This is a genomic window from Microthrixaceae bacterium (genome assembly GCA_023957975.1).
GTDB lineage: Bacteria > Actinomycetota > Acidimicrobiia > Acidimicrobiales > Microtrichaceae > JAMLGM01.
In genome coordinates, this window is the sequence record JAMLGM010000004.1 from 214,849 (window position 1) to 229,599 (window position 14,751).

Here is a 14,751-nt window from a genome sequence, read left to right on the forward strand (position 1 = left end):
TCGGCGGGTGATTCGTGCGGAGGCGCGGCCGAAGGCGCGGGCGCAGGTGCCGGTTGCAACGGGGGAGGTCCGGGCGGGGGAGGCGGCGACCACTGCGGCGGCGGTGGCGCAACGGGTACAGGATCGGACGAGTGCGGGGAAGCGGGAGTGTCGGAGGTCACGTGTTCATTTCCGAAATGTGTCGCAAATGTTTGTCGGGCGAGATGCCGTCATGAGTAAGGTACTCCCATCTCGCAGGGCCAACGGTGTCCCTGGCGCGACGTGTATTCACCCGTCCACCAGTGGAGCAGTTGTATGTCCGCAGTTTCCTTTCCATCCGGCCAACCCGTGACGATCGGCCGTTCGGCCGAGCACCGTGCCGACGTCGCCGCGACGGGACTGCCCGCAGCGACAGGACTCCCCGCGGCCACCGGACTGTACGACCCGCGTTTCGAACACGACGCCTGCGGCGTGAGCTTTGTGGCCCAACTCGACGGCACACGCTCCCATCGACTCGTCGAACAGGCCATCGCCTCGCTGTGCAACCTCGAACACCGCGGCGCCACCGGGGCCGAGGCCAACACCGGCGACGGCGCCGGCATCTTGTTGCAGGTGCCCGACGAGTTTCTCCGCGAGGTCGTCGAGTTCGAGCTTCCGCCTGCCGGAGCCTATGCCGTGGGCAACCTGTTTCTACCCGGCAACGCTGCCGCCGCGGACAAGGCCGCGGCCGAGGCCGATGCCATCTTCGCCGCCGAAGGTCTGACGGTGCTCGGATGGCGAGAGCTGCCCACCGACGCCGATCGCGCCGACCTCGGCGACGCCGCCCGTTCGGCGATGCCGACCTTTCGGCAGATCTTCGTGTCCGGCCCCAACGGCGAGTCCGGCATCGACCTCGACCGCCTGGTGTACGTCGCGCGCAAGCAGGTGGAACATCAGGTTCTCAACGATGACGGCACCGCGGCGATCTCGGTTCCGTCGCTGTCGAGTCGAACCCTCGTCTACAAGGGGATGTTGACCACCCCGCAGCTCGGATTGTTCTTCGACGATCTCCACGACGAGCGGGTGTTGTCGGCCATCGCCCTGGTCCACTCGAGGTTCTCCACCAACACCTTCCCTTCGTGGCCCCTGGCCCACCCCTACCGGTTCGTGGCCCACAACGGCGAGATCAACACGGTGCAGGGCAACCAGAACTGGATGCGCGCCCGCGAGGCGATGCTGGCCAGCGAACTGCTCGACATCGGTCCGAGCAACATCGACAAGATCTCGCCCGTGTGCACCCCCGGTGCGTCCGACACCGCACGCTTCGACGAGGCCCTCGAACTGCTGCACCTCGGCGGCTACGAGTTGCCCCACGCCGTGTTGATGATGATCCCCGAGGCGTGGGAGAACCACGAGTCGATGGACCCGGCCCGCCGCGCCTTTTATCAGTTCCATTCCTGTCTGATGGAGCCGTGGGACGGCCCGGCCTCGGTGGTGTTCACCGACGGCACCGTCGTGGGCGCCGTGCTCGACCGCAACGGCCTACGCCCAAGCCGCTACTGGGTGACCGAAGACGGACTCGTCGTGATGGCCTCCGAGGTCGGCACCCTCGACATCGACCCGGCGTCGGTGGTCGAAAAGGGGCGCCTCCAGCCCGGAAAGATGTTCCTGATCGACACCGACGAAGGGCGCATCATCGGAGACGACGAGATCAAGTCACGCCTTGCTGCCGCCAAGCCCTACCAGCAGTGGCTCGACGACAACCTCGTCCACCTCGCCGATCTGCCCGAGGTCGCGCACGTGACCGAACTCGAGTCCGACACCCGTCGCGACCAGCGCAAGTTCGGCTACACCCATGAGGAGCTCAAGATCATCCTCGACCCGATGGCACGAACCGGCGTCGAACCGCTCGGCTCGATGGGGACCGACACGCCCCTCGCGGTGTTGTCGAATCGCAGCCGTTCGCTGTTCGACTACTTCGCTCAGCTCTTCGCCCAGGTCACCAACCCGCCCCTCGACGCGATCCGTGAGGAACTCGTCACCAGCGTCGGGCGCGTCGTGGGTCCGGAACGCAACCTGCTCGATCCCCAGCCCGAGTCGGCGCGTCTGATCACGTTGCCCCGGCCGATCATCGACAACGACGAGCTGTTGAAGATCGAACACATCGCGGAGCTGCACATCGGTCAGCGAACCAAGCGGTTGAGCTGCCTGTATCCGGTCGCCGAAGGTGGCGAAGGGCTGCGTCGGGCGCTCGATCAGCTCTGCACCGAGGCCTCCAAGGCGATCGAACAGGGCTACACGATCCTGTTGCTGTCCGACTGGCGCTCCAACGACGAACTGGCCCCGATCCCCGCACTGTTGTTCACCTCGGCCGTGCACCACCACCTGATCCGCGATCGCACCCGAACCAAGGTCGGCATCGTGGTCGAGACCGGCGAGGCCCGCGAGGTTCACCACTTCGCCCTGTTGCTGGGCTACGGCGCCGCGGCCGTCAACCCGTACCTCGCCTTCGACTCCATCGAACACCGCATCGCGAACGGTCTGATGGAGGGGATCACCTACGAAAAGGCCGTCGCCAACTACATCAAAGCGGTGTCCAAGGGGGTGCTGAAGGTCATGTCCAAGATGGGCATCTCGACCGTCGCGTCCTACACCGGGGCCCAGATCTTCGAAGCCATCGGTCTCGGCCAGGAACTCGTCGACACGTACTTCACGGGCACGGTGAGTCGCCTCGGCGGTATCGACCTCGACGTCATCGCCGCGGAGGTCGCCGCCCGCCACGCCTCGGCCTACCCGAAGGTGCCCGAGGAACGCAGCCACCGCGACCTCGACTACGGCGGCGAATATCAGTGGCGTCGTGAGGGTGAATATCACCTGTTCAACCCCAAGACGGTCTACAAGCTGCAGCACTCGACCCGGACGGGCCAATACAAGGTGTTCAAGGAATACACCGGCATGGTCAACGACCAGTCGCGGAACCTCGCCACCCTCCGCGGCCTGTTCGAACTCGATGTCGACGAGTCCCGTTCCATTCCCATCGGCGAGGTCGAATCGGTCGACGAGATCGTCAAACGCTTTTCGACCGGTGCCATGTCGTACGGGTCGATCAGCCAGGAAGCGCACGAGACCCTGGCGGTCGCCATGAACCGGCTCGGCGCGAAGTCGAACACCGGCGAAGGCGGCGAGGACCCCGAACGATTGCACGATCCGGTGCGGCGCTCCGCCATCAAGCAGGTGGCGTCCGGGCGCTTCGGGGTGACCTCGGAGTATCTGACCAACGCCGATGACATCCAGATCAAGATGGCTCAGGGGGCCAAGCCCGGTGAAGGCGGTCAGCTTCCGGCCCACAAGGTGTATCCGTGGGTCGCCAAGACCCGTCACTCGACCCCGGGTGTCGGACTCATCAGCCCGCCGCCTCACCACGACATCTACTCGATCGAAGACCTCGCGCAGCTCATCCACGACCTCAAGAATTCGAATCCGGCCGCACGTATCCACGTAAAGCTGGTCGCCGAGGTGGGGGTCGGCACCGTCGCCGCAGGTGTGGCGAAGGCCAAGTCCGACGTCGTGCTCATCAGTGGTCACGACGGCGGCACGGGCGCCTCACCGCTCACCTCGCTCAAGCATGCCGGCGGGCCGTGGGAACTCGGATTGGCCGAAACGCAGCAGACCCTGCTGTTGAACGGGCTGCGCGACCGGATCGTGGTGCAGACCGACGGGCAACTCAAGACGGGCCGTGACGTCATCGTCGCCGCGTTGCTCGGCGCCGAGGAGTTCGGCTTCGCCACCGCCCCGCTCGTGGTCAGCGGTTGCATCATGATGCGCGTCTGTCACCTCGACACCTGCCCGGTCGGGGTCGCGACACAGAACCCGGTGCTTCGTGAGCGCTTCAGTGGCCAACCGGAGTTCGTCGAGAACTTCATGCGCTATATCGCCGAGGAGGTGCGCGAATATCTCGCAGCGCTCGGCTACCGCACGCTCGAAGAGGCCATCGGCAGGGTCGAACGTCTCGACACCTCCGCAGCGATCGACCACTGGAAGGCCTCCGGGCTCGATCTGACGCCGATTCTCACGCCGGTGGTGGTTCGTGCCGACGCTGCGCTTCACAACACCACCACCCAGGACCACGGCCTCGACCGTGCCCTCGATCAATGGCTGATCGAAGGGGCCGCGCCGGCGCTCGACGATGCTGAACCCGTTCGGCTTCGCCACCTGATCCGCAACGTGAACCGAACCGTCGGCACGCTGCTCGGCCACGAGGTGACCAAGCGCTACGGGGGCGAGGGGCTGCCCGAGGACACCATCGAGGTCGACCTCGTCGGCTCGGCCGGCAACAGCTTCGGCGCCTTCATTCCTCGAGGGGTCACCCTTCGCCTCGAGGGCGATGCCAACGACTACGTCGGAAAGGGCCTGTCCGGCGGGCGGATCGTGGTTCGGCCGCCGGCGTCGAGCACCTTTGTCGCCACCGACAACGTGATCGCCGGAAACGTGATCGGTTACGGCGCCACCGGTGGTGAAGTGTTTCTCCGCGGCAGGGTCGGCGAGCGTTTCGCGGTGCGGAACTCGGGCGCAACCCTGGTCGTCGAAGGCGTCGGCGACCACGGATGTGAGTACATGACCGGCGGTCGGGTGATCGTGCTGGGCGAGACCGGCCGCAACTTCGGCGCCGGCATGTCCGGCGGAATTGCGTTCGTGTATGACCCCGACACGACCTTCGGGTCGCGCCTCAACACCGAGATGGTCGCCATCGAAGACCTCACGGCCGACGACGAGGCCTTCCTCACCGCCACGATCGGCCGTCATCTTGCCGAGACCGGCTCGGATGTCGCTCAGCTCGTGCTCAACGATCCTGCGGCGCTGGGCAGCTTCCGCAAGGTCATGCCCACCGACTATCGCCGGGTGCTCGACGCGATCGCCGTCGCCGAACAGACCGGGGCCGACGTCGACGACGCCGTCATGGCCGCCGCCCGGGCGTAGCGACCGTCGCCCTTCACCGTTTGCCAGCCACCGCTTGCCGCGCCGCCGTCGGCGCTGCGCCACCCACACCGATCGATCGAGGAGAAACATCATGGGAAACCCGTCCGGATTCCTCCAGCACCCACGCACCCTGCCCCAGCGCCGTCCCGTTCCCGTGCGCCTTCGCGACTGGAAGGAGGTGTATGAGGACTTCGACGAGGACGTGCTGCGCGAGCAGGCGAGCCGTTGCATGGACTGCGGCATCCCGTTCTGCAACAACGGTTGTCCGCTCGGCAACATCATTCCCGACTGGAACGACCTGGTGTACCGGGGTCATTGGCGCGATGCCATCGAACGGTTGCATGCCACCAACAACTTTCCCGAGTTCACCGGGCGGTTGTGCCCGGCGCCGTGCGAGGGTGCCTGCGTGCTGGGCATCAACCAGGACCCGGTGACGATCAAGCAGGTCGAGGTGACCATCATCGACCACGCGTGGGAACAGGGCTGGGTCAAGCCGATCCGTCCCCAGAAGATCTCCGGCAAGTCGGTCGCCGTCATCGGTTCGGGCCCCGCCGGCCTTGCCGCGGCTCAACAATTGACCCGTGCCGGACATCAGGTCGTCGTGTATGAACGGGCCGATCGCGTGGGTGGTCTGCTGCGCTACGGCATCCCCGAATTCAAGATGGAAAAGCGTCACCTCGATCGTCGTATCGCCCAGATGCGTGCCGAGGGCACCGTGTTTCTCACGAATCACACCGTCGGCATCGACGTGACCGCCGAGCACCTTCGCAGCAACTACGACGCGGTCGTGTTGGCGGTGGGCGCCACCCAGGCACGCGACCTCCCGATCCCCGGTCGGGACGCGCTCGGCGTCTATCAGGCCATGGAGTATCTCCCTCCGGCGAACCGTGGCGCGTATGGCGACTACGAGCCATCGGAGTCACCCATCCACGCCGAGGGCAAGCACGTCATCATCATCGGTGGTGGCGACACGGGTGCGGATTGCCTCGGCACGGCACATCGACAGGGCGCCGCATCGGTGCACCAGTTCGAGATCATGCCGCGACCCAGCGACACCCGTCCCGATGCCAACCCGTGGCCGACGTTTCCGATGGTCTACAAGGTCACCTCTGCCCACGAGGAGGGCGGCGAGCGAGTCTATTCGGTCAACACCGAGGAGTTCCTGAAGGACGAGGAGGGGAACCTGGTCGGCCTGCGGTTCGTCGAGGTCGAACAGCGCTTCGTCGATGGTCGCATGACCTTCGAGAAAGTCGAGGGGTCCGAGACGGTTCTGGAGGCCGACCTGGTGTTCCTGGCCATGGGATTCACCGGTCCGGAAAACGGGCCGCTGTTGAGCCAACTCGGTGTCGAACTCGACGAGCGCACCAACATCGCACGCGACGATCAGTTCGCCACCAATGTCGACGGCGTATTCGTCGCCGGCGATGCCGGTCGTGGGCAGAGCCTGATCGTGTGGGCGATCGCCGAGGGGCGCGCTGCGGCAGCCGCGGTCGACGCTCATCTCATGGGTAGCACCGACCTTCCCGCTCCGATCGTGCCGACCGATCGGCCGCTGGTGTAGCGAGGGGGTCGATCGGGCCGGGCCCGTTCAGGCGGGCTCGTTCAGGCGGGCTCGGTCAGGCGGGCTCGACGAGTCCGCGTTCGAGCAACGACTCGACAAGCCGGTAGAGCCGACCGCGGCCGAGGCCGAGGCGGTGCCCGAGCTGGGCGAGTGTGGCGCGCCCGTCGATCTCGGCCAGCGCGGCCCAATCGAGCGCATCGAGGGTGACCGAGCCGGTGCCGCGATGCAGGCGCTGCACCCTTCGCACCCGGGATTCGAGGTCGCCGATTCGGCTCTCGACCTCAGCGAGCGATGCCAGGTCGCTGTCCGCAGCCTTGACCACGTCGTCGAGGTCGACGGTCCGGTCCGGGGCAAAGGCCACTCCGTCGTTTTCGGTGAACACGAGCGTGTTGAGTTCGCCGCGGTGGTCGCGTTCGGGAACCGAGAGCAGATCGGTCACCGTCGAGACGCTCAATTCGAAGATCGCGGTGCTGAGCGCCTCGGGATCGAGGGTGCCGTCCTCGGCGGCCCGCTGCAACATGGCGAGTACCTCGGCAGGGGACAGCGACGCGCTCACCGAGGCGTTGCTGAGCGAAAACATCTGTTCAAGGTCGCCCGCGGTCAGCGCCCCGATCGAGAGCAGGTGCCGGGGAAGCACCATCGTCGAGGAGGCCCCCGCGTGAACGATGCGCCCGTCGTGCAGCACGAGCCACAGCGGTTGAGCGGGGCGTACGACGAGACGGCCGGTACGCCGTGAGCCGGCCAACAGGGCGAGCACGTCTCGAACCGACAGGGTGTCGAGCGACCCCTGCAACGTTGCGGCGACCCGCGCCGCGGGCGCCGCGGCGATGGGGTGCGTCTCGGTCTGCGGGTCGGCGCTCACGAGGTCAATGTATCGACCACACGGCCCACTTCCTCCCGCCCTTGCCGGGTCGGCCCGGGAGAGGACTTGAGACGGGATCCTCAAGCCGGTGCGGTGCCGCGTCGATACGACTCGTGCCCCGCCTGCCATCCCTCGGCTTGTTCCACGTCAGAGAGGCCCCATGTTCTCCCGTCTCAATGTCCGCACGAAACTGCTCGTCATGGTGCTCCCCGTGACCATGGTGCTCATCGTGGTCGCCGGGTTCGGCATTCAGGCCCGACTCGTCGACCGGGCCGAGGCCAAACAGCAGCGTGAAGCGCTCGTAGTGTCTGCCCAGACGGCCGATCTCGTGCATGAGCTGCAACGTGAACGACTTCTCGCCGCCAGTGCCGGCCTGGGCGACGAAACGACGGTGACCGCAACGGCGGCCGCGTTGACCGAGCAGCGCGAGGCCACCGATCGCACGGCGAAGCAACTCGTGGACACTTTGGAGTCGGGTGCGTCTGCGGGTCTTTCAGGCGAGGATCTCCAGCGGTCGATCGATGTGCTGCGGTCCGTTCCGACCGCCACCGCCGAGGTGCGATCGGCGACCGAACGCCAGACGCCGGTCGCGGTGGCCGACCAATACGGGCGTCTCATCGACCGTGCCCAGCGTGCGGTCGGCACGATCGAGGTGTCGAACAGTGCCGGATCGACCTCGTCGGCCGCGTTGAGCCGGCGTTGGTTGGCACAGGGAATCGAGGCCGAGTCGAAGCTGTCCGCGGTGGCCATGTCGTGGTACGCCGACCCCTCGGAGGAGGGATATCAGGCGATGGCGGCGCTGACCCAGGACCTCGGCGGCGAGGCGACGCTGTTGTTCGACACCTTCACCCAATATGCCGACCCAGCGACCGCCGACATGTTGAGCGCCGTTCGCGCCAGCGACGCCTCGCGCGCCTCCGACCCGGGAATCGCCATGTTGAGCGCGCCGCCCGCAACCCGCGCCGAGGCAGTGGCCATGCCGGCGACGGCGGCGGAATGGGCGACGCTGGCCGCCGCACGTACCGACGAGTTGCTCACGATCGAGTCGCACCTCCTCGATCTCGACTATGCGCGAACGGCCCAACACGTCGATTCGGCCGATTTCGCCGTCACGTGGTTCGCCGCGGCAGCCACCGCGGCGACCCTCGGCGTCGCCCTGTTGGCGTTCGCCATCTCCCGCGGAATCAACCAGTCGCTCACCCGCCTGACCGATGCCGCTCACACGCTGTCCAGCGACCAGGTGCCGACGCTGCTCGAAAGCCTCAAGACCCCCAACTTCGACGGCACCTCGGTGGCCATGCTCGAGGTCGACACCGGTTCGAACGACGAGTTCGCGGAGGTCGGAAGGTCCCTCGCGGAACTGAGCAACGCCATCGTTCACGTCGCAAGTGAACAGAACCAGCAGCTGCGGCGTGGTATTAGCGAGATCTTCGTCAACCTCGCCCGCCGCAACCAGTCCCTGCTCGATCGCCAGATCCAGTTCATCGATCGCCTCGAAACCAACGAGGAGGACCCGGATCAGCTCGAGAACCTGTTCCGACTCGATCACCTCGCCACCCGCATGCGGCGAAACGCCGAATCCCTGCTCGTGCTCGCCGGGGCGGAGGCCCCGCGCCGACGTGCCCGCAACGTCGAGATCGGCGACGTCGTGCGAGTCGCCATCGGCGAGGTGGAAGACTTCGCTCGCGTCGAGCTCGTGGCCGTCGAACCCTCCATCGCGCTCGGGTCGGTCGCGGTCGACATCGCCCACCTGCTCGCCGAACTCATGGAGAACGGTGCGCAGTACTCCCCGCCGAACACCACCGTGGACGTGGTGGGTCGACGCGAACGCAACGGCGGCTATTCGATCGTGATCACCGACCACGGGGTCGGCATGAACGAAAGCCAGCTGGCGTCCGCCAACAGCGTGCTGAAGCAACCGCCTCCGGTCGGCCTGGCGCTGTCGCGGTCGCTCGGATTCGTCGTCGCTGGCACGTTGGCCCAGCGTCACTGCATCGGGGTGGAACTCGCCGTCGGCCTCGACGGGGGAGTGGTCGCGTCGGTGTCGATCCCCGCCGCACTGTTGGCGGACCAGCCGACCGCGGTGGATGGACCACGTGAAGCAACGAACGCGCCGGCTTTGGGAAACGTGGTGCCGATCCGTCCGGGATCGCTCAACACCGGCGCCGCACCCATCCCTCCGGGAAAGGGCGTGCCCGGGCCATTGGCAACCCCGCCTGCCTTCACCGGGGCGGACGCGTTCGATGCGTTCATCGCTCCTGCCGAGGCCGAGGCTTCGCGGGTCGAGTTGTTCGATCGCGATGCGTTGTTCAACCGTGCCGACACCTTCGAGGAGGAGGCCTTCGAGGATGTCGACGTCCTCGAAGAAGCACGGTCGTTTGAAGATGCACGGTCGTCGGAAGCGGCCGGCTCGCTCGAGAGCGCCGAACCCCGCGAACCGGAACGGCTGCTGTCCGATGCCCCAGCTCCGCATCGCCTCGTCGACATTCTGCCGAGCGGCGATCGATTCGACGAAGGCGTTTATGGGCTGCTCGGTTCTCCGGTGCTTCCGTCGATCCCCGCGCCGATCGCCCATCCGGGCAGGACGCTGGCCGAAGGTGCCGGCACGAAGGCTGACCACGTCGACCCGACGGCCTCCCGGCCAGGACCGCCCTCGAGCGGGCCAGCCGCACCGACACCACCGGTGTGGCCCGCAGGTGGGGGACCCGCGTGGGTTCCTCCTGCTTACGATCCCGCGGGAACCCCGCCTGGCGCGGCGTTTCTTCCGCCGTCGGTGCCGGGAGCCGTCAGCGGCGTCGGTGCGCAGGCGCCGATCGCCTCCGCCCCGCCGCTGCCGCAACGTCGCCCCGGCGCATCGACCCCGACGTCCAGCATCGGCGGCGACAACAACATCGCAGCGCCGACTCGACCGGCGAGCGAGGGAGGCTCAGCGCTCTCCCGGTACCGCAATGGCCTGGTGACGGGCCGTTCCAACCCGCATGACGGCGCCGCGCCGCAGCATCAAGGAGATCATCAATGACGATCATCAGCGAACAAGCCGGCAATGTGAGCTTTCTCGTGTCGAATTTCGCCGACCGGGTGCCGGGCGTGCGCGACGCGATCGTGCTGTCCGCCGACGGGTTGCTCATGGCGATGAGTTCGGGGATGACACGCGAGTCCGCCGACCGTTTCGCCGCGGCAGCCTCGGGACTCATCGGGCTCGCCCATGGTGCGTCGGCGCCGTTTGGGTGCGGCCGGGTGACCGAGGTCGTGATCGAACTCGAACACGGTTTCATGTTCGTGACCGGGATCGGCGACGGCAGTTCGATGGCGGTCGTTTCCGATGCTGGTTGCGACGTGGGTCTGGTGGGCTATGAGATGGCGCGTCTGGCCGAGCGCTGCGGCGCGGTGTTGACCCCCGAGCTGCGCGCCGAGTTGCAGGGAGCGCTCGCCCGGTGACGACCTCGCCCGACTCGTTTGACGACCGGATGATGCGCATCCGGCCGTACGCGTTGACCGGAGGTCGAACGCGTCCAGCGGTCGAATTGACCCTTGAGACCCTCGTGCGGACCAATGACCGGGGTTGGGCCATTCGCCACGAGCTCAGTTCCGAGGAGCGACGCATCCTCGACTACGCCGCGAACCCCATCTCGATCGCTGAGCTGTCAGCGCACCTCGGCGTCGTATTGGGCGTCGCACGGGTGCTCGTTGCCGATCTCGTCACTTCGGGTTCACTCGATCGAAGTTCTCCAGCCACTCAGGCGGTCGAGGCGCATCGCGACGTCTCGCTTCTCGAAAGGGTCCTCGATGGTCTCCAGGCACTTTGACGACATGGGTGCGCCCAACGGGTCCGAGGGGGCACTGTCGGCCCCGCATCAACCGATGAACGTTCCGATCCCGGTGAAGATCGTGGTCGCCGGCGGGTTCGGCGTCGGCAAGACCACGTTCGTGAACTCGATCTCCGAGATCGATCCGCTGCGCACCGAGGCCGCCATGACCGACCGCAGCATCGGCGTCGACGAAATCAACGTTGCAACCGCCAAGTCGGCGACGACGGTGGCGATGGACTTCGGTCGGGTGACCCTCGGCAACGATGAGCTGATCCTGTATCTGTTCGGCACACCCGGTCAGGAGCGGTTCCATTTCATGTGGGATGAGCTGGTGAAAGGCGCCATCGGGGCGGTCGTTCTGGTCGACACCACCCGCCTCGCCGACTCCTTCGCCGCCATCGACTATTTCGAGCAGCGCGGCCTGCCGTTCGTCGTGGGGGTCAACTGCTTCCACGGCGCCGTTCGTCACCGGCTTGAAGACGTTCGGGACGCGCTGGCGTTGAACCCCGCGGTGCCGCTGTTCCCGACCGACGCCCGGGCGCGAAACGCCACGCAACAGGCGTTGATCGTGCTGGTCCAGCACGCGATGGCGGCCGCGAGCGCGTAGTCCGCCACCCTCGCCCAAGCTCGTTCTGTAGGTGATTTCGGTTGGTCTGGCAACCGAAATCACCTACAGAACCACGTCGTGGTCGCGTAGGTGGCCCGATGGCGGCGGCCCCCTCACGTTGGCCGGAGGGCCACGGTGGTGCGAGACTCGGCGCGCCATGAGTGCTCCGGTCACCGTCGTCATCGTCCACTGGAATCAGTCCGATGCCTGCATCGAGACGGTGCGGGCCTTCGACGCGCAGGGCGTGGACCTTCGGTACCTGATCGCCGACAACGCGTCGAGACCCGAACACCTCGAAAAGCTGCGCGCGGAGTTCGGCCGCCGAGGAGATATCGCCATCTTGCAGAACACGGTGAACGGCGGGTTCAGCGGGGGTGCGAACCTGGGCCTGTCCGCCTGGCTCGCCGACCGCGAGGGCAGCGACTGGGCCTTGTTGTGCCCTCACGACGTCGCACTCGACCCGGGTTGTGTCCGCCAGCTTCTCGATTCGGCGCGCGCGGAACCCATGGCCGGGCTGGCATGCGCCGATGTCGGCGATGGCATGACCCCCTACATCGACCCGTACTTCGGCGGCATGACCATGCCCGGAGACCCGACCCCCGGCTGGCAACCAGCGGCCTACCCCCACGGCACGCTGATGGCGCTTCGGCGTGACTGCCTCGTAGAGGTCGGTCTGTTCGATGCTTCCTACTTCGCCTACTGCGAGGAGGCGGAACTGGCGTTGCGGGCCCGTGATGCCGGTTGGACCTGCGGGTTGGTTCGCGGTGCCCGGGTCCGCAACGTGACCATCGGATCGTCGGTGGCGCTGGTCGAGTATCTCCAGACCCGCAACACCCTGCGCCTCGTCCGGTCGATGTCGGGCCGGTACCACGCCACGATTCGGCTGATCATCCATCTGGGCCAGGCATTGCGATGGACGGTGCACCCCGACAAGGCGCCCTACATTTTCGACCGTCGCGCCCGTTTGCTGGGCATACGCGATTTCCTGGCCGGACGCAGCGGAGCGCCGCCGGCCGATCTGTGAGTCCAAGGCGCGGCGCTACAGGCCGAGGAACTTGAACGCGGCGTCGAGAAAGCCCATCGACTTCGGGGTTGCGAAGTGGTCGACGCCGCGCAGGGAGACGAACTCGGCGTTGGGGATGGCGTCGACGAGACGGTCTGCCGGTCCGGCGAAATCTGCGTCGCCGAGGACGACGAGTGTCGGCACCTGAAGGGTGCCAAGCCGCTCCTCGTCGATCAGCGGCGGGTGAGGTCGGCGCAAGGCGGCGACGAGCGCTTCGATCGACTGACCGCTCGACTCCGCGAGCTGGCGAAAGTGTTGCACCATCGGGTTCGATCCGTCGTCGCCCGCCTCGAGCGCATCGGCGAGTTCCGCGCTCGACCCGTCGCGTCGGAACAGGTTCTCGCCCACCCCGGCCAACACGATGCGATCGAAGCGCTCGGGATGTTCGAGGGCGAGCGCCAACACGGTGCGTGCGCCGAGGGAGAACCCCACGGCGTGCACCGCTTCGTCGGGAAACGCGTCGAGCAGATAGCTTTCGAACTCGTCGTAGGCGGCGGGGTCGGTCGGTTGCGGCGCCGAACCGTGACCGAGCGTGTCCGGGGCGATGACGTCGACGCCGAAGTCGCCGAGCAGGTCGATCCAGCCGGTCTCGCGCCACGTGCGTTCCGCGTTGGTGGCGAGGCCGTGAACCAGAACAACGGTGTCGGTCATGGGAGATCCTCCGGGTTGGGGCGAGCGGTTGAGGCGGACGTGTCGACCAGGTCGTGGGGCCCGCGGGGCGTCGCCGTTGCGGCGAGCACCTCAAAGGTCGCGATCGCGGCGGCCTCCCAGGTCAGTTCACCCGCCCGTTTGATGGCGCCCCGCCCGAGTCGTTCGCGCAGTTCCGCGTCGGTGAGCACCGCGACGAGGTGGTCGACCAGTTCCGCATCGGTGGTCCCCAGCAGCCCGGCCTCACCGTCGACGGTCGCATCGAGATGCCCGGCGATACGCGTCGCCACACACGGGGTCCCACACGCCGCGGCCTCGGTGAGGGTCATACCCCAGCCCTCGCGAATCGAGGTCGACGCGAGGCACCACGACGAGCGCATCAACTCCAGCAATTCGGCGTCGCTCAGACGACCTCGGAGGTGGATGTACTGCGAGGCGTCCAGGTCGTCGATCAGCGTTTCGAGATCGTCGCGTTCGTAACCTTCGCCGACGATGTTCAGCACGGCGTCGGGCACCGAGTTGCGCACCATCGCCATCACCCGGATGAGTCGGGCGAAGTTCTTCACCGGCACCAGGCGCCCAACCGCCAACACGGTGGGGGCCTCGGTCTTGATCCCGGCGGGCGAGTAGCTCTGATCGACCCCGGGCGGCACCACCGTGAGGTGATCGGCGTCGAATCCCATCTCGCTGACCAACTCGTCGCGCGACGAATTCGACAACGTGACGATGGGTGAGCGGCGATAGAACCGCGGCGCCACCTTCTCTTCGACGAATCTGCCGGCCGCCGCCAAACCGGGGGGCAACGACATCTGCCACATGGGCCCGTGAACGTGGTGAAGCCAGACCGCATGCGGGCCCCTGACCCACAGCGGCGACATGAATGGCACCCCGTTCCAGATCTCGATCAGGCCGTCGCGAGGACCCATCCGCCCGGCGATCTCGGCGGCCACCGTTCGCGGAAACACCATGTATCGTCCCGCTTTGCGGATGACGCGGTATCCGCTGCGGGTCGCTCGCTGCGGGTGTCCTGCGGCATAGGAGGTCCGGTGGGTGACCTCGATGCCGGCCTGGGCCCAGATGGCGGCGATGTTGTGCGCATGCACCTCCGAACCCCCGGCCTCGACATCGTCGAGATCGCGCCACGCCAACATGTGCACGCGTCGGATTCCGCTGCGCCGTGACAACTCGGCCAACGTGGCGATCGTGTCGGGCGAGGCCACGGGTGTTTTGGGTCGGTCTCCGGAGGCAGCAACCACGGGCGCCTAT

Annotated in this window: 10 protein-coding genes; 7 read left to right on the forward strand and 3 right to left on the reverse strand. The window is 66.9% G+C overall.

The window, feature by feature from the left end; genetic code table 11:
* Nucleotides 1-294: 294 nt before the first annotated feature.
* Together gltB and M9952_07830 are read left to right on the forward strand one after the other, a co-directional pair.
* A complete protein-coding gene (gltB, locus tag M9952_07825) occupies nucleotides 295-4,935 on the forward strand; it encodes a glutamate synthase large subunit (protein ID MCO5312824.1) in 4,641 nt (1,546 codons plus the stop codon).
* A gap of 91 nt (nucleotides 4,936-5,026) precedes the next feature.
* Nucleotides 5,027-6,496 carry a glutamate synthase subunit beta gene (locus tag M9952_07830; protein ID MCO5312825.1) on the forward strand — a complete coding sequence of 490 codons (1,470 nt, stop codon included), beginning with the start codon at nucleotides 5,027-5,029 and terminating at the stop codon, nucleotides 6,494-6,496.
* 55 nt (nucleotides 6,497-6,551) lie between these two features.
* Here M9952_07830 and M9952_07835 read toward each other — a convergent pair whose 3' ends face one another.
* The gene (locus M9952_07835) at nucleotides 6,552-7,358 is read right to left on the reverse strand and encodes a DUF4388 domain-containing protein (protein ID MCO5312826.1); all 807 of its coding nucleotides are present in this window, start codon (nucleotides 7,356-7,358) and stop codon (nucleotides 6,552-6,554) included.
* 160 nt (nucleotides 7,359-7,518) lie between these two features.
* Between M9952_07835 and M9952_07840 the strand changes: the two genes are divergently transcribed.
* The 5 genes from M9952_07840 (at nucleotide 7,519) to M9952_07860 (ending at nucleotide 12,798) form a co-directional block, all read left to right on the forward strand.
* Nucleotides 7,519-10,377, forward strand: a complete 2,859-nt coding sequence (locus M9952_07840; GenBank protein ID MCO5312827.1) for a hypothetical protein — start codon at nucleotides 7,519-7,521, stop codon at nucleotides 10,375-10,377.
* A complete protein-coding gene (locus tag M9952_07845; GenBank protein MCO5312828.1) occupies nucleotides 10,374-10,796 on the forward strand; it encodes a roadblock/LC7 domain-containing protein in 423 nt (140 codons plus the stop codon). Before M9952_07840 ends, M9952_07845 begins: the two co-directional genes overlap by 4 nt.
* The gene (locus M9952_07850; GenBank protein ID MCO5312829.1) at nucleotides 10,793-11,164 is read left to right on the forward strand and encodes a DUF742 domain-containing protein; all 372 of its coding nucleotides are present in this window, start codon (nucleotides 10,793-10,795) and stop codon (nucleotides 11,162-11,164) included. The genes M9952_07845 and M9952_07850 overlap by 4 nt, the downstream gene beginning before the upstream one ends.
* Nucleotides 11,145-11,774, forward strand: a complete 630-nt coding sequence (locus tag M9952_07855; protein MCO5312830.1) for an ATP/GTP-binding protein — start codon at nucleotides 11,145-11,147, stop codon at nucleotides 11,772-11,774. Before M9952_07850 ends, M9952_07855 begins: the two co-directional genes overlap by 20 nt.
* A gap of 157 nt (nucleotides 11,775-11,931) precedes the next feature.
* Nucleotides 11,932-12,798: a glycosyltransferase family 2 protein gene (locus M9952_07860; GenBank protein ID MCO5312831.1), complete on the forward strand. Its 867-nt coding sequence runs from the start codon at nucleotides 11,932-11,934 to the stop codon at nucleotides 12,796-12,798.
* A 15-nt stretch (nucleotides 12,799-12,813) separates the two neighbouring features.
* On the opposite strand, the gene M9952_07865 is transcribed toward M9952_07860, so the two are convergent.
* Nucleotides 12,814-13,488: an alpha/beta hydrolase gene (locus M9952_07865; GenBank protein ID MCO5312832.1), complete on the reverse strand. Its 675-nt coding sequence runs from the start codon at nucleotides 13,486-13,488 to the stop codon at nucleotides 12,814-12,816.
* Nucleotides 13,485-14,741, reverse strand: a complete 1,257-nt coding sequence (locus M9952_07870) for a glycosyltransferase family 4 protein (protein ID MCO5312833.1) — start codon at nucleotides 14,739-14,741, stop codon at nucleotides 13,485-13,487. The genes M9952_07865 and M9952_07870 overlap by 4 nt, the downstream gene beginning before the upstream one ends.
* Nucleotides 14,742-14,751 lie beyond the last annotated feature (10 nt).

Excerpts from the sequence above, each read along its gene's own strand:
- M9952_07855 (MCO5312830.1), top strand. The coding sequence starts at position 11,145 with ATGGTCTCCAGGCACTTTGACGACATGGGTGCGCCCAACGGGTCCGAG.
- M9952_07845 (MCO5312828.1), top strand. The coding sequence starts at position 10,374 with ATGACGATCATCAGCGAACAAGCCGGCAATGTGAGCTTTCTCGTGTCG.
- M9952_07830 (MCO5312825.1), top strand. The coding sequence starts at position 5,027 with ATGGGAAACCCGTCCGGATTCCTCCAGCACCCACGCACCCTGCCCCAG.
- M9952_07860 (MCO5312831.1), top strand. The coding sequence starts at position 11,932 with ATGAGTGCTCCGGTCACCGTCGTCATCGTCCACTGGAATCAGTCCGAT.
- gltB (MCO5312824.1), top strand. The coding sequence starts at position 295 with ATGTCCGCAGTTTCCTTTCCATCCGGCCAACCCGTGACGATCGGCCGT.
- M9952_07840 (MCO5312827.1), top strand. The coding sequence starts at position 7,519 with ATGTTCTCCCGTCTCAATGTCCGCACGAAACTGCTCGTCATGGTGCTC.
- M9952_07865 (MCO5312832.1), bottom strand. The coding sequence starts at position 13,488 with ATGACCGACACCGTTGTTCTGGTTCACGGCCTCGCCACCAACGCGGAA.